The 21019-nt window shown below is 67.1% G+C and carries 21 protein-coding genes and 1 tRNA gene; 10 read left to right on the forward strand and 12 right to left on the reverse strand.

Features of this window, described 5'->3' with window-relative positions; translation table 11 throughout:
* The 3 genes from ACEQZY_RS17135 to ACEQZY_RS17145 all read right to left on the reverse strand — a co-directional run.
* The coding region (locus ACEQZY_RS17135) for a methyl-accepting chemotaxis protein (protein WP_370156051.1) at nt 1-1663 on the reverse strand (1663 nt) is incomplete at its 3' end.
* Between the two features lie 166 nt (nt 1664-1829).
* The gene (locus tag ACEQZY_RS17140; RefSeq protein WP_370156054.1) at nt 1830-2441 is read right to left on the reverse strand and encodes a PAS domain-containing protein; all 612 of its coding nucleotides are present in this window, start codon (nt 2439-2441) and stop codon (nt 1830-1832) included.
* A 128-nt stretch (nt 2442-2569) separates the two neighbouring features.
* Nucleotides 2570-4330 carry a sensor histidine kinase gene (locus ACEQZY_RS17145; protein WP_370156056.1) on the reverse strand — a complete coding sequence of 587 codons (1761 nt, stop codon included), beginning with the start codon at nt 4328-4330 and terminating at the stop codon, nt 2570-2572.
* 267 nt (nt 4331-4597) lie between these two features.
* On the opposite strand from ACEQZY_RS17145, the gene ACEQZY_RS17150 reads away from it, so the two are divergent.
* Entirely contained in the window at nt 4598-5764 is a 1167-nt protein-coding gene (locus ACEQZY_RS17150; protein WP_341704158.1) for a helix-turn-helix transcriptional regulator, read from the forward strand.
* Here the strand turns inward: ACEQZY_RS17150 and ACEQZY_RS17155 are convergent.
* Complete coding sequence (locus ACEQZY_RS17155; RefSeq protein WP_370156058.1) at nt 5725-6606, reverse strand: SDR family oxidoreductase; 882 nt, start codon at nt 6604-6606, stop codon at nt 5725-5727. The genes ACEQZY_RS17150 and ACEQZY_RS17155 overlap by 40 nt on opposite strands.
* Nucleotides 6607-6666: 60 nt before the next feature.
* Here ACEQZY_RS17155 and ACEQZY_RS17160 point away from each other — a divergent pair, with 60 nt between their 5' ends.
* A complete protein-coding gene (locus tag ACEQZY_RS17160) occupies nt 6667-7527 on the forward strand; it encodes a tetratricopeptide repeat protein (RefSeq protein WP_370156060.1) in 861 nt (286 codons plus the stop codon).
* Here ACEQZY_RS17160 and queG read toward each other — a convergent pair.
* From queG to ACEQZY_RS17175, 3 genes are all read right to left on the reverse strand, one after another.
* Nucleotides 7517-8662 carry a tRNA epoxyqueuosine(34) reductase QueG gene (gene queG, locus ACEQZY_RS17165; RefSeq protein WP_370156062.1) on the reverse strand — a complete coding sequence of 382 codons (1146 nt, stop codon included), beginning with the start codon at nt 8660-8662 and terminating at the stop codon, nt 7517-7519. The two genes, ACEQZY_RS17160 and queG, sit on opposite strands and share 11 nt — an antisense overlap.
* On the reverse strand, nt 8643-8996 hold the full coding sequence (locus ACEQZY_RS17170; protein WP_341704162.1) for a RidA family protein: 354 nt from the start codon (nt 8994-8996) through the stop codon (nt 8643-8645). Before ACEQZY_RS17170 ends, queG begins: the two co-directional genes overlap by 20 nt.
* A gap of 111 nt (nt 8997-9107) precedes the next feature.
* Nucleotides 9108-9776, reverse strand: a complete 669-nt coding sequence (locus ACEQZY_RS17175) for a glutathione S-transferase family protein (RefSeq protein ID WP_341704163.1) — start codon at nt 9774-9776, stop codon at nt 9108-9110.
* Nucleotides 9777-9837: 61 nt separating this feature from the next.
* Between ACEQZY_RS17175 and ACEQZY_RS17180 the strand changes: the two genes are divergently transcribed.
* From ACEQZY_RS17180 to ACEQZY_RS17190, 3 genes are all read left to right on the forward strand, one after another.
* Nucleotides 9838-10479: a glutathione S-transferase family protein gene (locus ACEQZY_RS17180; RefSeq protein ID WP_370156065.1), complete on the forward strand. Its 642-nt coding sequence runs from the start codon at nt 9838-9840 to the stop codon at nt 10477-10479.
* A 684-nt stretch (nt 10480-11163) separates the two neighbouring features.
* The gene (locus ACEQZY_RS17185) at nt 11164-11847 is read left to right on the forward strand and encodes a hypothetical protein (RefSeq protein WP_372530183.1); all 684 of its coding nucleotides are present in this window, start codon (nt 11164-11166) and stop codon (nt 11845-11847) included.
* A 341-nt stretch (nt 11848-12188) separates the two neighbouring features.
* Entirely contained in the window at nt 12189-12404 is a 216-nt protein-coding gene (locus ACEQZY_RS17190) for a hypothetical protein (RefSeq protein ID WP_341704167.1), read from the forward strand.
* A gap of 3 nt (nt 12405-12407) precedes the next feature.
* Here the strand turns inward: ACEQZY_RS17190 and ACEQZY_RS17195 are convergent, their stop codons facing one another.
* The 3 genes from ACEQZY_RS17195 to phhA all read right to left on the reverse strand — a co-directional run bounded on the left by ACEQZY_RS17195 (nt 12408) and on the right by phhA (nt 15638).
* Nucleotides 12408-13382 carry an aldo/keto reductase gene (locus ACEQZY_RS17195; RefSeq protein WP_370156070.1) on the reverse strand — a complete coding sequence of 325 codons (975 nt, stop codon included), beginning with the start codon at nt 13380-13382 and terminating at the stop codon, nt 12408-12410.
* A gap of 164 nt (nt 13383-13546) precedes the next feature.
* The gene (locus ACEQZY_RS17200; RefSeq protein WP_370156073.1) at nt 13547-14494 is read right to left on the reverse strand and encodes a hypothetical protein; all 948 of its coding nucleotides are present in this window, start codon (nt 14492-14494) and stop codon (nt 13547-13549) included.
* A 220-nt stretch (nt 14495-14714) separates the two neighbouring features.
* The gene (gene phhA, locus ACEQZY_RS17205; protein WP_370156074.1) at nt 14715-15638 is read right to left on the reverse strand and encodes a phenylalanine 4-monooxygenase; all 924 of its coding nucleotides are present in this window, start codon (nt 15636-15638) and stop codon (nt 14715-14717) included.
* Nucleotides 15639-15773: 135 nt separating this feature from the next.
* On the opposite strand from phhA, the gene ACEQZY_RS17210 reads away from it, so the two are divergent.
* The gene (locus ACEQZY_RS17210; RefSeq protein ID WP_341705670.1) at nt 15774-16256 is read left to right on the forward strand and encodes an Lrp/AsnC family transcriptional regulator; all 483 of its coding nucleotides are present in this window, start codon (nt 15774-15776) and stop codon (nt 16254-16256) included.
* 97 nt (nt 16257-16353) lie between these two features.
* Here the strand turns inward: ACEQZY_RS17210 and ACEQZY_RS17215 are convergent, their stop codons facing one another.
* On the reverse strand, nt 16354-16809 hold the full coding sequence (locus ACEQZY_RS17215; protein ID WP_341705669.1) for a DUF2141 domain-containing protein: 456 nt from the start codon (nt 16807-16809) through the stop codon (nt 16354-16356).
* 86 nt (nt 16810-16895) lie between these two features.
* Between ACEQZY_RS17215 and ACEQZY_RS17220 the strand changes: the two genes are divergently transcribed.
* Nucleotides 16896-17765: a LytTR family DNA-binding domain-containing protein gene (locus tag ACEQZY_RS17220; RefSeq protein ID WP_370156077.1), complete on the forward strand. Its 870-nt coding sequence runs from the start codon at nt 16896-16898 to the stop codon at nt 17763-17765.
* 16 nt (nt 17766-17781) lie between these two features.
* Here the strand turns inward: ACEQZY_RS17220 and ACEQZY_RS17225 are convergent, their stop codons facing one another.
* The gene (locus ACEQZY_RS17225) at nt 17782-18708 is read right to left on the reverse strand and encodes an N-formylglutamate amidohydrolase (RefSeq protein ID WP_341705535.1); all 927 of its coding nucleotides are present in this window, start codon (nt 18706-18708) and stop codon (nt 17782-17784) included.
* A 166-nt stretch (nt 18709-18874) separates the two neighbouring features.
* Between ACEQZY_RS17225 and ACEQZY_RS17230 the strand changes: the two genes are divergently transcribed.
* The 3 genes from ACEQZY_RS17230 to ACEQZY_RS17240 all read left to right on the forward strand — a co-directional run.
* A tRNA-Val gene (locus tag ACEQZY_RS17230) sits at nt 18875-18949 on the forward strand.
* A gap of 300 nt (nt 18950-19249) precedes the next feature.
* A complete protein-coding gene (locus ACEQZY_RS17235; protein ID WP_341705534.1) occupies nt 19250-19498 on the forward strand; it encodes a hypothetical protein in 249 nt (82 codons plus the stop codon).
* Between the two features lie 152 nt (nt 19499-19650).
* Nucleotides 19651-21019 (forward strand): methyl-accepting chemotaxis protein (locus tag ACEQZY_RS17240; protein WP_370156080.1); only part of this gene is annotated, 1369 nt, incomplete at its 3' end.

A 21019-nucleotide genomic window follows, 5' to 3' on the forward strand; every position in this document is an offset into this window, starting at 1 on the left:
TCTCGGTGAGGCTGGCGCCGGTCTGGTTCACCAGCGCCGCCCCGGTCTTCACCTGGGCATTCGACGTGGCGATCAGTGCCTTGATGTCCTTCGAGGCATTCGCCGAACGCTGCGCCAGGGCCCGCACTTCCTGCGCGACGACGGCGAAGCCCTTGCCGGCCTCGCCCGCGCGTGCCGCTTCCACCGAGGCGTTCAGCGCGAGAAGATTCGTCTGAAAGGCGATCTCGTCGATCAGGCCGACGATGTCGGCGATCTTCTGCGCGCTCTCCTCTATCCGGGTCACCGCGGCGACGGCATCAGCGACGACCGAACCGCCCTTCTCGGCGGTGTCGCGCGCGGCCACCGCCAGCTGGTTCGCCGCCTGGGCATTGTCGGCATTCTGCTTCACCGTCGCGGTCACTTCATGCATCGAGGCCGCCGTCTCCTCGATGCTCGCCGCCTGGGATTCCGTGCGGCTGGCCAGGTCCTGGCTGCCGGTGGAAATCTCGCCGGAGGCACTGCTGACCGTGTTCGCGGTCTCGGTCAGCTGCAGGGCGAAATCCCGCAGCCGGCCGCCCATGGTGTTGGCGCTGTCCTTCAGCTGGCCAAACACGCCGTGATATTCGCCCTGAACGCTGCGCGTCAGGTCGCCGCCGGCCATGGCCTCCATGCTGGTCGCCATCTCCGCAGCCATCGCCTGCAGGGTGGTGGCAAGCCGGTTGAGCTGGCGGCTGGTTTCAAGGAAAAAGCCCTCCTTGCCGCTTTCGTCAATGCGGCCGGCCAGGTCGCCCTCAGCCACCTTGTTCACCAGCGCGGCAATCTCGGTGCCGGCGGCTTTCTCGCGCGCCTCGCGTTCCAGCCGGCGCTGCTCGGATTCCTCGCGCTGGCGGGCAATCTGGGCCTCCGCCTCGGCGCGGGCCGCCATGTTGTCGCGGAAGATTTTCAGCGCTGATGCCATCGCCGCCACCTCGTCGCGGCCGCTGGCAGCCGGAACCTCGGTCTGCAGCTGTCCTTCGGCCAGCCTGGTCATCGCGCCGGTGATGCGGTTGATCGGGTTCGACACCTTCACGAACACGACCCAGACAGCGGAAGCGATGGCAATCAGTGCCACCGCAATCATGATGGCCATCTGCACGATGAAATTCTGGTAGGCCGCCTGGGCCTGCTCGAATTCCGCCTGGGCCGCCACCAGCTGGATGTTGATCAGTTCGCCAATCGCCTCGGTGACCGGGTCGATCAGCGGATAGAGATCCTTTTCGGCGAATGCGACCAGGGCCGCCTCGTCCGCGCGGCCGAGAATCTCCTGCAGGCGGCTGATGCCGGCATTGGCAGGACCGAGCAGGCTGCGCACCTTGTCCACCAGCCGGGCTTCGTCCGGTGTCAGCTTGGTGGCGGTATAGGCCTTCCATGTCTCCTCGATCAGCACCCGCGCCTTGTCGATTTCGGCGACCGCCTGCGGCGGCGACATGGTTTTCGCCCGCGTCTTGTGCGACAGGTCGACAATCGAGACGGCATAGGCATCGGAAATGACCTTCAGGTCGCGCAGGGGCACCACGCGGTCGGCATAGACACTCTGCAGGGCCGCATTGCCGGTCTGCAGGGCCAGGAACCCGCTGATCGAGAGGACAGCGATCACGCCCAGCAGGGCTGCCAGGCTCAGAATAAGACGAAGCCGGATTGTCACGGATGCTTCCCCACCAGTTGTATATTGCTTCCTGCCATCAGACAGGCATCAGTGCTGCAGGCATATGACAGCCGGCAGTCCTGTGTCGCATTTTCCGATAACGCGGACCTGCAGCTGTGCATCCGCGCAGATCGCTCGCGCTGCGTTGCATAAGGCGTGGCCAGGATCACCCGGTGGCGCCCTGGTATTGCGCATACTGCCGGGCAAAGCCCGGCTGCATCCGCACCAGCTGCGACAGCAGGGCTTCCATCTCGGCCGACCGGATGATCCGCTTGTATTCGCATTGGTCGATGCCGTCGCTTTCCGGCCAGGTCTGTGCCGCCAGAATCATGCCGGGGCTGCGCCCGTCATGGCACAGCGGCATCAGCAGCCGCCGGGTCTTCAGCCAGCCATCATCGCAAGGGAACCGGTCGAGCCGGAAGCGGGCCTCCGAGTATACGGTCGCACCGGTTTCGCGGACGGTGCGGCACAGCGATTCGACATAATCGCAAAGCTGCGGACCGAACAGCTGATCGGTCGTCCGCCCCGTCGGATCGGTCTCGAAGCGGCGGGCAATCTCAGTCCCGCACAACCGGTAGCGGACCGTATTCCCCGGTCCGGTCCATTCCAGCAGGCTGATATGCGGCAGCAGAAAGGGCGGCATGTCGATCGGATCTATGTCCTGCCGGTTGGGCATCGGCCGCGAACTGCATTTTGCGACCCAGTACAACCCAGCGCAGTTCAGCACGGCATCATCGGCAAAGGGAATCGCCGGACTGCCGGCGTCATTCGTTGCCATATATCTCATCCGTCCTGTGCCCCCCGACCCTGACCGGACTGCAACCCGCGTATGGCATTGGCGATCCATACAGGGACCAGCCGCATTTCCCCTCTGGCAAATCTAGTGGGCGGGGTCCGGGCATGCAGTCACCTAATTGGGTGAAGGCCGCCGGCCGACCGCGCCGGCGCGACATGCGCCGGCAGCGCCACCGTGACGGTGGTGCCGACGCCTAGCCTGCTTTCCACCGTGAGGCTTCCACCATGCAGTTCGGCCAGCGCCTTCGCCAGGGGCAGCCCGAGACCGGTGCCTCCGGCTGCATGCTGGCGGGAATTGCCGACCTGGACGAACCGTTCCAGCGCCCGCGGAATATCCTGGGGTGCCATGCCAATGCCGGTATCGCGCACGGCCACGCGGATATGGCCGGAATCGCGCGTTGTCGCGATCGTCACCCTGCCGCCGGCACGGGTGTATTTGATCGCGTTCGACAGCAGGTTCAGCATGATCTGCCGGAAGCGCAGCGGGTCGACAGAAACAATCTCGTCTGCGGGTTCTATCCCGATATGAACCCCGCATTGTCGCGCATGCCCTTCCACCAGACGGCGGCAATCGTCAAAAACATCTTCCAGCAGCACAGGCTCCGGGACCAGATCGATGCGGCCGGCATCGACTTTTGACATGTCCAGAATGTCGGTGATCAGTTGCAGAAGATGTCTGCCGCTGGAATGGATGTCGCTGGCGTATTCCTTGTACTTTGTCACGGCCGGGCCATGGATGCAGTCCCGGATCATCTCGGAGAATCCGAGGATCGCATTGAGCGGCGTCCGCAGCTCGTGGCTCATCATGGCAAGAAAATCCGAGCGCGCCTTGCCGGCCTGTTCGGCAGCGACCCGGGCGGCAACCAGCTCCTTTTCCCGCTCCTTGAGATAGGTGACATCGGTCTCGAGACAGACCAGCAGGCCCGATGCGGTCCGGGCCTCGTCGACCTTCAGCCACTTGCTGCCGTGCCCCTTCTCTTCCGCGCTGGTTTTCATGACGGCTTCGTGGAACCGGTCTCCTTCGCTCATGCCATGCCGCCTTCGGTAGGCTTGGTTGGCAAGCAGCAGATGACCGTCGCGCGCATAGACGGCGATCCCGTCATCGATGGTTTCGAGCGCCTCGGATATCTCGACCAGGACCCGGTTCTCCGCTGCCACCTCGATATGGAAGTGATGCTGCCGGAACAGCAGGTAGCCAGCCATTGCAAACAGCGCGAAGAACACCCCGCCGACATGCAGGCTCTGCCAGCGGAGCCCGGACAGGAAACGGTCGATTGGCACGTCCAGCACAAAGCCGCCCATCAGTTCGCCGAGATTCCAGGCCGGGCCGAGACCGGTCTGCTGAATGCGGTTGTGACAATCGATGCAGCTGTGGCGGAGGGCAGGCGACGGGAATACCGAGCGCAGCAGCATGCTGCTGCCGACCAGGACCTGCTTCGTCACCGGCCTCGGCACCTCTTCCTGCGCCATCTCCTGCAGAATCGCCGCCATGCCCGTATCCATCGGGCCGGTGCGGATCTGCCGGCCGGGCACGCCCACCCAGTGGACACGGATTTCCTCGCTGCCCGTGCTGTTGCGCAGGAATTCCGACAGGGTTTTCTGCAGGTAGGTTGCAGGCGGCAGGCTGGAATCGAAATGCTGGCCGTCGTAATGCAGGTCGCTGTAGGTCGCAACGAATGAATCGATCAGGCGCAGGATGGCCTGCTTCTCTTCATGCTTGCCGGCAATATAGGCCTGCTGGCTCTTCCAGAAATACGCCACGGCGAGCGCCATCGAACTGATCAGCGCCAGAACCAGAAAAATCAGGAAATAGGAAAACGAACGGGACTGGCGGAATCCCCGTGCCCGGTGCGGAACCAGTGATAGTTTCATTCTGTTAATTTCTACTTCTAAGGCGGGGGAGGTTCACCTCAATGCTGCGGAAGCCTCGGCCAGTGTCCGATCCCCAGGCGGCGCGGCCTGGCCGAACTGCAATTCTGCCGGCCCCGCCCCGCACCAGCCATCACCTTTAAGGGTGAATGCCGGCGCCGCGCCCGGCAGTCCAAAATTGAAACCTGGCTCCGATATTGCTGCCGGAACCGATTCGCTATAAAAGCCCCGCGATTTCTGAACCGGGCTGTTCTGAGGCTGGGGGGCTTCATGAGAGCGGATGCACCGCAGCCGGGCAGCTTCGTGCCCGAAAGCATACTGAGCCTGTACCAGGCTTCCATCGACGACAGCCTGTGGCAACAGGCTCTGCGGCAGATTGCCCATCAGTTCGGGGCAAGCAACTGTTCGGTTGCCGGCTACGACACGAAAGCAAACGAATGGCTGTCGAGCCATTCCTGCCAGTTTTTTGATGATGCGTGGTTCCACGATTATCGCGAGTATTTCGCCGACCGCAGCCCGATGCGGCCCGTGCTCATGCGCGACGAGAATGTCGGCCGCGTTCTGATCTCGCATGCCATGGTGGAACCTGCGGAACTGCAGCGCAGCGAATTCTACAACGACTACTGGGCCAGGTTCGGCGTCGGTTCGATGATGGCAACGGTTTTCGAACGGTCGTCATCGCATATCGCGTATCTCGCCCTGCACCGCACGCACGGCATGCCGACCTTTGATGCGGCCTCGGCGCTGGCCCTGCAGGCGCTTCTGCCGCATATCCGCAACGCCTATCGGATTCGCAACCGGCTCTCCGTGCTGGCCCAGCATGAGGATATTGCCTTCGGCTTTCTCGACAGCCGGCGCCAGGGCCTGATCTATCTCGATGCAGAGGGCCGGCTGCTCTCGGCCAATGGCGAAGCCACGCGTATCCTGCAGAATGCGGACAGCCTGCGCTGCGTCGACGGCCGGATCGAGACCGTCTGCCCGGTGGACAGGGACCGCTTCGAGGCCATGATCCGGCGCGCCTGCAGATTTCCCCATGATCCGGCCTCGGGGATGATGTTCGATCCCTGCGGCTCCCTGCAGGTCAGGCGCGGGGACGGGCAGCTGACCTGCACGGTCTGCGTCATCCCGGTGACCGGCCGCAAGATCTTCATGGCGCATGACCGGATCGCCGCCGCGATCCGCATCATACCCGCCGATTATCTGGTCGTGGGGGAAAGCCGGCAGTGGCCTGAATACAATCTGACGCCGGCCGAGACCAGGCTGGCGCGCCTGCTGGTGGAGGGCATTCCGCAGAAGCAGGCGGCCTGGCAGCTGGGCATCAGCACCAACACCCTCTCCACCCAGCGCAAGAGCCTGTATCGCAAGGTCGGCGTGAGCCGCCACTACGACCTGGTGCGTCAGCTGGAGCTGAGCAGCGCCCGCAGGCCCTCGCGGTAGGTCGGATATCGCAGGGTCACCCCCAGTTCGGTCTTGATGCGGCCGTTGCGCACGCGGCGATTGTCGCCATAGAAGCTCGCCTGCATCGGCGTCAGGGCGGATTCATCGTAGGGCGTCTCGGGCGGCAAGGGCAGGCCGAGCAGGTCCGCGGCATAGGCGACCACATCCTGCGGCGGCGCCGGCTCGTCATCGGCGACATTGTAGACGGCGCCGGGATCGGGCCGCGCCATCGAGGCCTGCAGCACGGCGGCGATGTCGTCCACATGGATGCGGCAGAAGACCTGGCCCGGCTTGACCATGCGTCGCGCACGGCCCTCGCGCAGGCTGTCGAGCTGGCTGCGGCCGGGGCCGTAGATGCCGGCCAGCCGGAACACATGCACCGGCACGCCATGGTCGCGATGCAGGGCCAGCCAGCCGGCCTCGGCGGCGGCGCGGCGGATGCTGCGCGGCTGGGTCGGGCGCAGGTCGCTCGTCTCGTCGACCCATGCGCCGCCGCGGTCGCCATAGACGCCGGTGGTGGAGAGATAGCCGAGCCATTTCAGGTTCGGCAGCCCTGCGATGTCGGCGCCATGCAGGCGCAGCACCGCATCGCCATCCTCATCGGCGGGAACCGAGACCAGGATATGGGTGGCCGGCGCCAGCACGGACGGATCGGCCAGCGGCGCGGTGCCGTCGAAGACATGCATGTCCCAGCCCTTCGCCGCGCAGGCCGCCGCCTTTTCCAGGCTGCGGCAGGTGCCGACGATGCCCCAGCCGGGCGGCCGGGCACCGGCCGGAGCCTGCAGCCGGGCGGCCAGCGCCCGGGCGCTGAATCCGAGACCGAAACAGAACAGAACCGGCATCGCCCCCGCCTCGCTTCCATGCCTTGCTTTTGCCACGGCGCTCGGCCACCTTGCCGCGCCATGCGCCTTCGCAAGATAGGTCTTTCCGCCGCAACCGCCAGCCTCGCGCTCGGCCTTTCGCTGGCGGCCGCCCCGGCCCCGGCCCAGCAGACGGCCCAGCAGACGGTCCAGCAGAAACCGGCGCCGCCGAAAGCCGCACCGCAGCAGGCCGCGCCGCTGCGCCAGAATCCGGATTCGCGGGCGCTGGACGAACTGGCCTATCGCGACTGCCTCGCCGCCGTGCGGAAGAATCCCGAAGACGGCTTCGCCACTGCCCAGACCTGGCAGGCCAGTGGCGGCGGGCTGGCGGCGGGCCATTGCGCCGCGCTGGCGCTGGTGGAACTGCGGCATTACGGCGATGCCGCCGACCGGCTGGAAAAGCTGCTGCCGCTGGCCGAGAAACAGGCGCCGTGGATGACGGTGTCGATCCTCGACCAGGCGGCGATGGCCTGGCTGGAAGCCGAACTGCCCGACCGCGCCCGCCAGCTGATGGACATCGCCGTGAAAGCCGCGGCCGACCAGCCCGACCTGCGCATCGACCGCGCCCTGGTGCTGGCCCAGCTCGGCGACTATGCCGGGGCGCGCGCCGATCTCGACCACGCGCTCAGCCTCGATCCCACCCGCGAGGATGCCTACGCCCTGCGTGCGGCCGCCCGCCGCCACCTGAACGACATGGCCGGCGCGCTGGAAGATGCCGAGACGGCCCTGGCGATCAATGGCCGCGCGCCCGAGGCCCTGCTGGAGCGCGGCATCCTGCGGCTGCAGGCCGGCAACCGCCGCGGCGCCCATCGCGACTTTCTCGACGTGCGGCTGATCGCACCGGACAGCCCCGCCGCCATCACCGCCGGCCGATACATCGCCGAGATGGACGTCAGGCAGTAAGCTCGGCTAGCACGGCGGCATCGCTCTCGCTGCCGCGCCGCGTGGCGGCGAAGGCGGCAAAATCCGCCGAGCTCAGCAGCTGCTTCAGCGCCCAGGCGGCATGGGCCCGCACCGGCCCGGCGGCATCGGCGGCGAGATCCCGCAGGACCGGCACGGCGGCCGCATCGCCGGCATTGCCCAGCGCGATGCAGACATTGCGCACGAAGCGGTCCCGGCCGATGCGCTTGACCGCCGTGGTGGCGAACAGCGCCCGGAAGCCGGCATCGTCGAGGCGGGCGAGATCCAGAAGCTTCGGCGCCGCAAGCTGGGGCCGCGCGCGCAGGTCGGCATCGGCGGTGACGGCCGCGAACTTGTTCCACGGGCAGACGGCGAGGCAGTCGTCGCAGCCATAGATGCGGTTGCCCATGGGCCGGCGGAATTCCTCCGCGATGATGCCGTCATACTCGATGGTCAGATACGAGATGCAGCGCCGCGCATCGAGCTGGTAGGGCGCCGGGAAGGCCCGCGTCGGGCAGATGTCGAGGCAGGCCGAACAGCTGCCGCAATGGTCGGTCTCGGGCGCGTCGGCCGGCAGTTCCATCGATGTGAGGATCAGCCCGAGGAACAGCCACGAGCCGAAGTCGCGCGACACCAGGTTGGTATGCCGCCCCTGCCAGCCGATGCCGGCGGCGGCGCTGAGCGGCTTTTCCATCAGTGGCGCGGTATCGACGAAGACCTTGACCTCATCGCCCCATGTGCGGTGCATCCAGCCGGCCAGGCTTTTCAGCTTCTTCTTCACCACCAGATGATAGTCGCGCCCCTGCGCATAGACCGAGATGGCGGCGCGGTCCGTCCGCGCGAGGCTCTCCAGGGGATTGGCGTCGGGGCCGTAATTCAGGCCGAGCGCGACGATGCCGCGGGCTTCCGGCCACAGGGCATGCGGATGGCGGCGGCGCTCGGCCTTGTCTTCCAGCCAGCGCATCTCGCCATGGCGGCCGAGCGCCATGAAGGCGTCGAGCCGCCCGGCGAGCTCGGGCCCGATGCGGGAGGGCTGCGTGAAGCCGACCGCATCGAAGCCCGCTTCGGCTGCCCGCGCGCGGATGGCGGCCGCGCGCGCTGCAGGCGTGTCGGCAATCTCAGTCGGGGAGCGCGGCAATGCAGGCGATCTCCACCTTGTATTGCGGCGCCGCCAGTTTCGCTTCCACGGTGGCCCGCGCCGGGGTGTTGCCCTGCGGCACCCACTTGTCCCATTCGCCGTTCATCTCGGCGAAGGTGGCGATGTCGGCGAGCCAGATGCTGGCCGAGAGAATCCGCGTCTTGTCGGTGCCGGCGGTGGCCAGCAGCCTGTCGATCTGGCCGAGGATCTGCCTGGTCTGGCCGGCGACATCGGCGGCGGGATCGGCGGCGATCTGGCCGGCCAGATAGACCGTCTTGCCATGCACCACGGCCTGGCTCATGCGGGGGCCGACATCGATGCGGCGGACACTCATGGGATGCTCCTTCTGCTGTTGCCTCGTCATCCCCGCGGAAGCGGGAATCCAGTGCGGCGCCTGACTGGGTTCCCGCCTGCGCGGGAACGACGAAGCGGATGAATCGCCGCGTCAGAAATCGAGGTCGGCGTAATGCTTCGGCGGCGGCAGGCCGGGGATGTGGTCGGCCAGCAAAGGCCGCATCGAGGGCCGCGACTTCACCCGCGCATACCAGTCATGGGCGCCGGGATGGTCCTCCCACAGGATGTCGCCCAGATAGTCGACGCAGCTGACATGCGCCGCCGCCGCGATATCGGCGAGGCTGAAATCGTCGCCGGCCAGCCAGCTGCGCCGCTCGGTCAGCCAGGCGATGTAGTCGAGATGGATCTTCATGTTCTGGTGCGCGATGCGGATCACGGCGGATTCCGGGTGGCCCTGGCCGAGGAAGCGCCGCATCACCTTTTCGAACACCAGCGGCTCGCTGACCTCGCGGCCGAATTTCAGGTCCCACCAGGCCACCAGCCGCCGCGTCTCGGCCCGCGCCGGCGGATCGAAGCCGAGCAGCGTCTTGTTCGGATAGACCTCGTCGAGGTATTCGCAGATCGCCTGGCTCTCGGCCAGCACGCGGCCGTCATGCTCGACCAGCACCGGCACCAGCCCGGCCGGGTTCATGGCGAGGAAATCGGGGCGGCGCTCCCAGGTCTTCTCGACCTCGAGCTGGAAATCGAGGCCCTTCTCCTTCAGGTGGATGCGGACCTTGCGGGAAAACGGCGACAGCCAGTGATGGTACAGCTTGCGCATGGGGCGGGAGTCTAGTCGTATCCGGGGCGGATGAAAACGAATCGGCCGGGACCTTTTCGCCATGCTGACAATCTGGGGCCGCGCGAGTTCCGTCAATGTCCAGAAGGTGTTGTGGGCGGCCGACGAGCTGGGGCTGACCTATGACCGCATCGATTGCGGCGGCCCCTTCGGCGGCCTGGACGGCCCGGAGTATCTGGCCCTGAACCCGAACGGGGTGATCCCCGCCATTCGGGACAGTGATGGCACCGAAGTCTGGGAGAGCAACGCCATCGTCCGCTACCTCGCCGCCCGCCATGGCAACGGCACGCTGTGGCCCGCCGATCCGGCGCAGCGCAGCGAGGCCGACCGCTGGATGGACTGGGTGCAGACCACCCTGGGCCCGCCCATGCGGACCCTGTTCTGGGGCTTCGTGCGCGACCCCGCCGGCGCGCAGCCCGCCGCCATGGACAAGGCCGCCGCCGAGGCCAGCCGGCTGTGGGCGCGGCTGGAGGCCTGGCTGGCCCGCGACGGCCGGGATTTTGTCATCGGCGACCGGCTCGGCATGGGCGACATCCCGCTCGGCTGCCATGTGCAGCGCTGGCTGAGTTTCGACCAGTTTCCCGGCTTTCCGGCGCGCCCCGCCCTGCCCCGGCTGCAGGCCTGGCATGACCGCCTGACCGCCCGGCCGGGCTATCGGCGCTGGGTGATGGTGCCGATGACATAAGGCGCCGGGGGCTGAGGCCGGTCCGGCACGGTTCCCGCCGGTTCGTCCCGGTTCATGGCGGTTCGTCCCGGTTCGCCAGGGTTCGGCGCGGTTCCGGACGGTTCGCGCCGGTTCATTCCGGCTCGTTTCGGCTCATGACGGTTCGTGGCGGTTCGTGGCGGTTCGTCCCGGTTCGTCCGGGGCCAACCGGAGCCAATATGGGCCAGGTGCGGGCCAGCCGGGAGCCAGTTGAGGCCGGAAAACGCCGATCCGGGCCCCCGGAATCCCGCAAAATCCCGTGCGGCTGAGCCGGAAACGGCCGGATCCGGGCAAAAACCCCGGATTCGGGGCCGCAAAATCCCGCCGTAACCAAGAAACCGGCCATAATTGGCCCGATCTGGCCGCAGAATCCCGTCCGGATGGCCTGATTCAGGCCATCTGCATCATTTCGTATTCACGATGTCCGGCAGCCGGAAATCAACACACACCAGTACTCTTCTACCTCTGCGGCACATTTCCCTTGACAGGAATGGAACATATATAGTACATATGGGCGCAAAGTCAATCACCCGGGAGCCCGCCATGTCCGCCCCGCCCCTGCCGCCCGATTCCGATCCGGTCGCCGCGACCCGCCGGCTGCCGGCGGCTGGAGCAGGAAGGCATGCTGGAACCACAATCCAAGGGCCAGACACGATGAAAGAGCCGGTGCCGTTTTTCGACCCGAAAGACCTGCGGCCGCATCCGCCGCTGTACCGGCCGACCCTGCGCACCCGTAATGTCTGTCTGTCGCCGGCCGACTGGCAGGCACTCGGCGATGCCCTGCAGCAGGCTTATCCGGCCGGCATCTATGTGCGCGATACTACATGGCAGGAGCAGAACAGCACCGGTCTGCCACAGGATACTCCGGTCGACCATCTCTGCGGATATCTGGAAACGGAAGGAACAATGCCCTTTGAGATCGAGATGTGTCTCGATCCGGACTGGACAGTCGAGCACTGGCCGGCGAAGGAAGGCGCTGGAATTACATGGCACCGCAACCGCATGCCGTTTCCCTTTGTCATGTTCCGGCCGGGCAACGGCATCCTGCCGGCACGTCCGCCCGCACCCGAATGCATCGCCAGCGGCGAAATCCATGTCTACTGCGAACATCAGAACAAGGATCACCTTGCCTTCGCCCGGCGTTTCTACCGGCTGTTCGGCCGCTTCGCCGGCAACCGCAACCAGCGCATCAAGAGCTACTGGGAAAAGAGCCGGGGCCGCATAACCCTGTCCGAAAAGGGCTCCGACATGTGGCTCGGTCATGATGCGATCCGCTGGGTGCGGGAAAAGCCCGATCGCGAATTATACGATCAGACCAACATGGCCGGCTTCCGGCCGGCCGAGACATAGGTCTGGCAACAAAGCTGCCGGCGCGGCGGGAAAGCAAGGCGGAAGAAACTCCAAAGCTGCCAATGACTGAAACCGCTTTCCGCTCCAAGCGGGTCTGCCTGACCTTCGCCGACTGGGCCGCCTTCGGCGACGGTCTGGCCGAGGCGTTTCCGCAGGCGCATTACTTATCCGCTCTTCGTGAGTCCCTGATACGAGGCCGACGAACCGCCGCCGCTGCCGGTTGAAACCAACATGGCCACCTTTTCCGCAACAGGCCGCCCCATATCCGCCAGGGAGAAGTCGATGTCTGCTGCGAAGCCGGCAACAAGGAGCATTTCGCCTTCGCCCGCCGTTTCTACCGCGTGTTCAAGGCAGTCGGATCCAACACCTGCCAGATCGGCGTGACCTATCCGGACTACAGGATGCTGTGGTCGATCGACAAGGGCTCGGATACCTGGCTCGGCCATGACGCGGTCCGCTGGGCGCGCGAGGACAGGCGGCGATTGCTCTACTACGACAGTCGCGGCTGGGGCTATTGCCCCAATGACGAGGGCATCCACAAGCCCGAGCAGCACTGACGCCTACCGGTGCCCCGCCACTTCCCTGGGCCGGTAGGGCGCTTCCAGGGCAGCCACTTCCTCGTCGGTCAGTCTGATCGACAAGGCCGCCACCGCATCGTCCAGGTGATGCGGCTTGCTGGCGCCGATCACCGGGCCGGTGATGCCCGGCCGCGTCATCACCCAGGCCATCGCCACCTGCGCCATCGGCAGGCCGCGGGCGGCGGCGATTGTCTGCACGGCAGCGACGATCGCATCCTCCTCGGCCTGGTGGGTGTACCAGCTGCGGCTCTGCTCGTCGCTGGCGGCGCGCTGGGTCTGGCGGCCGCGCGTGCCGGCCAGCATGCCGCGCGCCAGCGGCGACCACGGCGTGACGGCGAGGCCCTCGCTGCGGCAGAGCGGCAGCATCTCGCGCTCCTCCTCGCGGTAGACGAGGTTGTAATGGTTCTGCATCGAGACGAACTGCGCCAGGCCATTCGCCCGCTGCAGCCCCAGCAGCTTCATGAACTGCCAGGCATGCATCGACGAGGCGCCGATATAGCGCGCCTTGCCCGCGCGCACGACCGTATCGAGAGCTTCGACGATCTCTTCCGGCGGCGTGTCGTAGTCGAAGCGGTGGATGATGTAGAGATCCACATGATCCATGCCCAGCCGCCGCAGCGAGGCGTCGATGGAGGCGAGGATATGCTTGCGCGACAGGCCGCGGTCGTTCGGCCGGTCGCTCATCGGGTTGCAGACCTTGGTAGCGATCACCACATCGTCGCGCCGCGGCACGAAATCGCGGATGGCGCGGCCGAGGATCTCTTCACTCGCGCCCAGCGAATACATGTCGGCGGTGTCGAAGAAGGTGATGCCGAGCTCCAGCGCGCGGCGGATGAAGGGCCGCGCGGCATCCTCCTCCAGAACCCAGTCGCGCCAGGACGGCACGCCATAGGTCATGCAGCCGAGACAGAGCCGCGAGACCTGCATGCCGGTGGATCCGAACCGTACCTGTTCCATGGATGATGTCCTGCTGCTGCCGGGGAGGGGCCGGCAGCCTAGCATCCCCGCGCACAGGGGCAAGGAAGACGTGGGGACAAACAGGGCATGGATGCCGGGTCAGGCCCGGGGGCGATCCGGACATCCATGCCTCAGGCGCCGCGCCCGCACATGGCGGCGGCAGGTCAGGCGAAGACCGTGACCCGCAGCTTCCAGCTCGCGTTCGTCGCCTGATGATCGGAGCCGTCTGCCTTGTTGATGATGCGGAAGACATTTGACGTGCCGCCAAAGCGGATATTGATGTTGACGGCATCCAGAACCACGCTGATGCCGTTGTCGGTCACTCCCTGTGCGCCGGGCTCAAGCAGATATATGTCGCCCGGTGAGTAGCCTTCGTCGGCGACCTGGCAGACCAGCAGCAGGGTGACGATCTTCGGCGTGGTGCCGAGACCGTGCGCCAGCGCCAGCGCACCGGCCGGCGTGATGGTCTGGTCGGGGGATGTGTAGGAGGCGGTGATGCCGCCGCCCAGCGTCGCCCATTGCGGACTGGCGCCGGCCCCCTGGCTGGTCAGCACCTGCCCGGCAGTCCCGGGCGGCAGCGCGGCCCAGCCGGAGGCGCCGCGATACAGGATCTGCCCCTGCGTTGCGCCGAAGGCTGCGTCGATCAGGTTCGACAGCGTGGCCCAGCCGGGATCGGTGCCGTCGCTGCGCAGCACGGTGTTGGCGGCACCGACCGGCAGCCGGGTGTTGCCGGATGCATCGCGCAGGATCAGGTCGCCGCGCGTCGTGGCCGGCGACAGGGCATTGAAGGCCGCGGCGGCCGTGTTGCCGCCCGTGCCGCCGTTGGCGACCGGGAGCACGCCGGACACGTCGCTGCCAAGACCGACCGTGATCGTGTTGTCGGCACCACTGATCGTCTTTCCGGTCAGTGTCTGCGCCGCATTCAGGCCGACGAAGGTGTCGGAGATGTCGGGGAAGGTCCATATCCGCGTCGTGCCCGCCGAAATGTCGGACAGCTGGAACCGGACCTGCCTGGTCGGATCGGCGCCACCCTGAAGCAGGAAGTTGGCGTCGCAAGCGGAAAAGGCCAAGGCAGAAATCGTGGCGCCACTCAGTTTCACTTCGTCACTCATGCACCGGTCTCCGTTGGTTGGCATGTCGCCGCAAAGGCTGGCGACGCCGCACCATTCCAGCAAACCAGGCCGGCACGAAGCGTATTTTCCGTGACACCGGTTCCACAGCGCCCGGGCTGTTGCGATGTTATGCAGATCGCCGGTTCAGCCGCGAAAATTCATACGACCGTAGTCGCCAGAAAGCAGTCACCGGTGACGCTGCCAACCCTCTCACATCCCGTCACACATCCGCGGTGCCGTCTTCCCAGCCGCCTTCTTTCGCATCGAGGCTGCCGCGGGTGAGCACGGCATCCTCCGCCGCGATATCGGCGGCGCCGTAATCGGGCAGGGCATCGAGCGCGGCATAGATCGGCGTGAAATCGGGCCGCGTGGCGTCGAACAGCTCGTCGAAGCTGCGGATCACGAAATAGGTCTTCTGGAAGGTGTCGATGCGGTATTTCGTGCGCATCAGGCGGCGCAGGTCGAAACGCAGGCGGTTGGGCGCGGCGCTGTCGAGGCAGAAGACGCTTTCGGTCTTGGATGACAGAATCCCGCTGCCGTAGATGCGCAGGGACCCGTCGGCCTGTTCGATCAGGCCGAATTCCACCGTGTACCAGTAGAGCCGGGCGAGGCGATGCAGGGCGCCGAGCTTCGCCGCCTTCAGCCCGCCCGCGCCATAGGCCTGCATGTAATCGGCGAAGACCGGGTTCATCAGCAGCGGCACATGGCCGTAGATGTCGTGGAAGACATCGGGCTCCTGGATGTAATCGATCTGGTCGCGGCGGCGGATCCACCAGGTGACCGGAAAGCGCCGCGCGGCCATGTGGCCGAAGAAGACCTCGTCGGGCACCAGGCCCGGCACCGCGACGATGCGCCAGCCGGTGGCCGCCTCCAGGATGTCGGACAGCCGCCCGAAATCGGGAATGCCGCCGCCCTTCTGGTAATCGGCGGCGACGCCGAGCCCGTCGAGGCCGGCGAGGAATTCGGCGCAGGCGCGGCCGGGCAGGATCGCCGCCTGCCTTTGGTACAGGTCGCGCCAGACGGCATGGTCTTCCGCCGTGTAGAGATGCCGCGGCTGGTCCAGCGTGTAATCGGGGCGCACGGATAAATCCTGTGCCGGCAGATCCCGTGCCGGCAGATCGGCGTGGCTTGCGAGGGCGACCATGGGGAACCTCCCGGGATTGTCCTGGTTCCGGCAGGATACCGCCGGCCGGCTGCAAATTCCGCGCGTTCCGGGCCGGTTTCCGGCAATTCTGCACAGGAAGCTTGCATCAGGCGCCGGATTGCGCATGATCCGTGCATGAAGCCCGCCGATCTCGATGTCTTCGACATCCGCCTGCTGGCCGCCCTGCAGGCGGCCGGCCGCGCCCCCAATGCCCAGCTGGCCGACAGCGTCGGCCTCTCCGCCAGCCAGGTCAGCCGGCGGCTGGCGCGGCTGGAGGAGACCGGCGTGATCGCCGGCTATGCCGCGCTGCTGCGGCCGGAGGCCGTGGGCCTGTCGGTGACGGCGTTTTCCAACATCTCGCTGGAGCGCCACAGCGACACGCTGGTGCGCAATTTCCAGCAGTCGGTGACGGCGCGGCCCGAGATCCTCGAATGCTGGTCGGTCACCGGCGAGGCGGATTTCGTGCTGCGCATCGTTGCCGCCGACCTCAAGGCCTTCGCCGATTTCATGATGCTGCATCTGCTGCGCCTGCCTGGCGTGCGCAGCGCGCGCTCGTCGATCGTGCTGCACCGGATCAAGCAGACCACCGCCCTGCCGCTCGATCACGTGGGCGGCTGAGACTGCCGGCCGGACTGGGTCCCCGCTGTCGCGGGGACGACGACCGGAGAGGTGATCGCCATTCCCGCAGCCGCGGGAATCCAGCCGCCCGGCCGCGCTATTTCGCCAGCCGGAAGCTGGTGGCGGCCATGCTGCCCGCCCCGCCGACGGTGACGGCCGCATCCTCGAAGGCCGGCGGGCCGCCGGCGCCGCGGGCATCGCGGGAAAAGCCGTAGGGCTCCTGCGGCCGGCCCCTGTCGTCGCGCTTGATATGCTCGTCGCGGTCGATGTCGTGGAAGCCGACCACGGCATAGCGGCCCGGCGGCAGGCCGCCGATCATGAACCGCGCCATGCCGTCGCGCGGTTTCGTCTGCACCCGGGCAATGGCGAAAAACGGCTTGCCGAAGCCGTCGGCGGAATCGTAGAGCACGGCGGTGGCGATGCCCTCGTCGCCCTCCATCCCGGTCATCTCGACGAGCAGGTCGCCGGCCCGGGCGGGCCCGGCCGCCGCGGCCAGCACGGCCACGGCCAGCGCGGAACAGAGGGCTGCGCACGGAAATGTGTAGCGAGGCATGATGTCTTCCTTCTTCTGGCGGCACCCGTCGTGCCGCTAGACTGCCTCGCACCGCCGCGCGGCGGCGGCAAATCGGGATGCGCCGGATGCAGGTTTTCTTCGCGGATTTCTCCCCCTGGCATTTCACGCTGCGCCAGCCGCATGACGGCGGCCGGCGGCCGGCGGGCCGGACGGGCACGGGCCGGACGGGCGCGGGACGGCAGGATGCCGTGCTGCTGCGTTTCCTCGCCGCCCAGGCGGCGATCGCGCTGGCCGCCGGGCTGCTGCTCGGCCGCATCGGCGGCTTCGGCACCTATCGCGAGCTGGCCGCCTTCGACCGCTATGCCTACTGGCTGGCGCTGACCGCGCTGGACTGGGGCCTGATCGTCGGCCTGGCCACGCTGCTGCGGCGCCTGCCCGCCGCGGCCCGGCTGCCGGTGCCGGCACAGGCGGCGCTGGCCGCGCTCGGCGCCGCCATCCCGACCACAGCCGTGGTCTGGTGGCTGGAAAGCCTGCTGCGCTTCATGCAGGAGGTCGACGGCCTGCGGCTTTATGTGAATGTGGCGGTGATCTCGCTGGCGCTGGCCCTGCTGGTCGCCCTGCTGTGCATGGCGGCGGCGCGCAATGCGCCGGTGCCGGCGCAGAAAGCGGTGCCCGCGCCGCCTGCCGCTTTCCTGAACCGCATCCCGCCGCCGCTCGGCCGCGAGCTGCTGGCCCTGCAGGCGGAAGACCATTACCTGCGCATCCACACGGCGAAGGGCAGCGCGCTGATCCTGTTCCGCCTGCGCGACGCGCTGGCGGAACTCGGCGGCCTCGACGGGCTGCAGGTGCATCGCGGCTGGTGGGTGGCGCGCCGCGCGGTCGCCGGCCATGGGCGCAGCGACGGGCGCACGGAACTGCGGCTCTCGAACGGCCTCGTGGTGCCGGTCAGCCGCGGCTGCCGCCCGGCCGTGAAGGCCGCCGGCTGGCTCGGCTGAGCCGCCGCGGGCGGTCTCAGCCGTTCAGGAAGTCGGGGGTGGCGGAGGCGATCAGCAGCTCGACCAGGCCGGTCATCGCCTGGGCCACGCGGGTGAAGCCGCCGGCCTTCTCGATGCGGTCCTCGTCCATGTAGAGATCGCGGTTGATCTCCAGCTGCAGGCTGTGCTGGCCGCGGTCGCGGCGGCTGTAATACTGGGTGATGTAGCCGCCGGCATAGGGCTTGTTGCGCGTGGTGCCGAAGCCGCAGTCGCGCAGATACTGCTCGACCCGGTCGACCAGCCGCGGCGCGCAGCTGGTGCCGTTGAAATCGCCGATCACCATGTCGGCCCGGCGCTGGCCGGCATCGGGATTGTGGCTGCCGCCGACCGAAGGCATCGAATGGCAGTCGAGCAGCAGGGCGACGCCATGGCGGGCGCGCGCCTCGGCCAGCAGGGTTTCCAGCGCGTCGTGATAGGGCCGCCAGCAGGTCTCGACCCGGCGCTCGGCCTCGGCGAAGGCCAGCTTGCCCTTGTAGATGTCCATGCCGCCGGCGACCACACGGGCGATGGTGCCGAGCCCGGCGCCGATCTTGCTGCTTTCGGTCACCACATGGGGCGGCAGCGGCGCGTCGAACATGCCCGGATCGAGTTCCCAGGCGGCACGGTTGGGGTCGCAGTAGGCGCGCGGGAACAGGGCTTCCAGCAGCGGCGCGCCAAGGCCCGGCCCGGCGGCATAGAGCTCGTGGATGAAGGCGTCTTCCGAGCGGCGCAGCGACAGCGGATCGAGCCGGCTGGCATTGCGGAAGCTGGCCGGATAGATGGCCCCCGAATGGGGCGAGGACAGCACCAGCGCGGTCGCCACCGACGAGCCGGCATCCTCCGGGCGGGTGATGCGGATCGGCGGATCAAGCGGGAATTCCGGGTCGGGCCGGTGGACGCGGGCGGTGGCGGAGGCGGCAGTCATCGGGTTTTCGGGGTTCCGGCAAAAATGACGGGGCAGCGCCAATTATGAAGGGCGCGGTAGGGCTTGCCAACCGGCCCGGCAGCGATTAAAAGCCCAGCGGTCCGGTCGACCCCCGGACTTTACTGTGCCTGCCCGGGCATGCGCCCCGGCTGCACGTTGCGTGATTGGGCGGTTAGCTCAGCGGTAGAGCACTACCTTGACATGGTAGGGGTCACAAGTTCGATCCTTGTACCGCCCACCACGCAGACCCTGCCGCCCGCCAGGGGCGGTCTTCCCCCTTATCTCTGCCGCGCAGAAGCGCCGGACAAACGGCCAGCGCGAACAGGCGGTCGGGTTATACACCTAAAAAAGCCGGTTTTCCGGCCTTTTCCATTCAGATATATTTAACCATATGCCGACAGCATCCGGGCATGTCATGCAGGCATGCATAATCCGGTTCTGGCAAGCATATCCGGCCATTGGTGCCGGTATCTGCGTTCTAGTGTCAGTTCCTGAAGGGTGCCGGGGGGCCGGTGCCCGCACAGTTCGGAGCAGGTGCGGAATGACGGAAGGTTATGAAGACGCCGCCGCGGCGCTGACCGACGCGATCCGGGTCGGCAGCGTGTTCGTCGAGCAGTCGCGGTTTCTGCCCAGCGGTTCGCAGGCCCGCTGGCGGGTCGAGCGCATCGTCTCGCTGCCGAACCTGCCGGAGCATGTCGCGATCCGCAAGCTGGAGCCCGGCGGCGAGGAACGCCTGATCACCCTGCAGTCGCTGGCCAAGAGCGGAAAATACACGCCGCTGAAGAACTGAACCGGCCCGGTCCCGGCTGCCGTGGTTTATGGCCGCGGCGGTAAATCACCATGCGCATTTGTACAATTACCAAGAGTTAATGTTACGACCGTCTACTCCCGCTGCTAGTGTCCACCCGACATGCATGGTCCAGCCGCAGGAGCAGAAGAGACATGGCCCTCAACCGTCTCGGCCTCGTTGCCAAGATCACCCTGATTTCTGTCACCCTGATCCTGCTGACCGCGGTGGCGGTGGGCGGAGCCGCCATCCTGGAAATCCGCGCCGACGTCGCCGCGGCGGTGATCCAGCGCCAGAATGCCAGCCTGCGCACCGCCGCAGTGCTGCTGCGCAAGGCCTATCCCGACACCCAGTTCGCCGTGGACGGCAGCGGCCGGGTGACCCGGCTGAGCATGAAGGAAATCCCGGAATTCACCGGCCACGAGATGATCGACGAGATCGGCCTCGTCACCGGCGAGACCGCCACCGTCTTCCGCTGGGAAGCCGACAAGCAGGATTTCATCCGCAAGACCACCAACATCAAGAAGGATGACGGCAGCCGTGCCGTCGGCACGCCGCTGGGCAAGGCCAGTGCCGCCTATGCGCCGGTCGTTGCCGGCCGCACCTTCCTCGGTGAGGCGAAGATCCTCGGCAAGGATTATTACACCGTCTACCAGCCGATCCTCGATCCGGGCGGCAAGGCCATCGGCATCCTCTATGCCGGCGCCCTGAAAAGCAGCATCGACGTGCTGGCCGACCGCATCACCCTGGGCGTGCTGATCGCCGCCATCGTGGCGGCCGTGCTCAGCGCGGTGATTGCCTTCTGGCTGCTGCGCCGCATGCTGCGGCCGCTGCCGCAGCTGACCGAAGCGACCCGCCAGCTGGCCGCGGACAATCTCGCCGTCGAGATCGACTTCCGGGAACGCAGCGACGAGATCGGCGCGCTGGCCCGGGCGGTGGAGGTGTTCAAGACCCAGGCGCTGGAAAAGAAGACCATGGAACAGCGCCAGGAGGAGGACCGCCGGCGCTTTGCCGCCGAGCGCGAGGCCCAGGAGGCCCGCTTCCAGCAGGTGATCGGCGAGGTGGTGGTGGCCGCCGCCGAAGGCGATCTCGGCCGCCGCGTCGATACCAACGGGCTGGGCGGCGTGCTGCAGAGTATCGGCGGCTCGGTCAACACCCTGCTCGGCCGCACCGAGGAGGTGCTGGGCGCGGTGACCGGCATCACCTCGGCGCTGGCCGCCGGCGACCTGCGCCGCAAGATCGAGGCGCAGTATGGCGGCCGCTTCGGCGCGCTGGTTTCCGACATCAACACCATGACCGACCGCCTGCGCGACTTCGCCGGCCGCCTGAATGGCAGCGCGGCGGCCGTGCGCGATGCCTCGGGCGAGATTTCCGCCGGCAGCCAGGACCTGGCCCAGCGCACGGAATCCCAGGCGGCGAGCATCGAGGAGACGGCGGCCTCCATGCACGAGATCACGACAACCGTGAAGCAGAATGCCGACAATGCCCAGGCCGCCAGCCAGCTGGCGGTGGCCGCCCGCGACA

Origin of the sequence: Ferrovibrio sp., from assembly GCF_964218355.1 — a bacterium.
GTDB lineage: Bacteria > Pseudomonadota > Alphaproteobacteria > Ferrovibrionales > Ferrovibrionaceae > Ferrovibrio.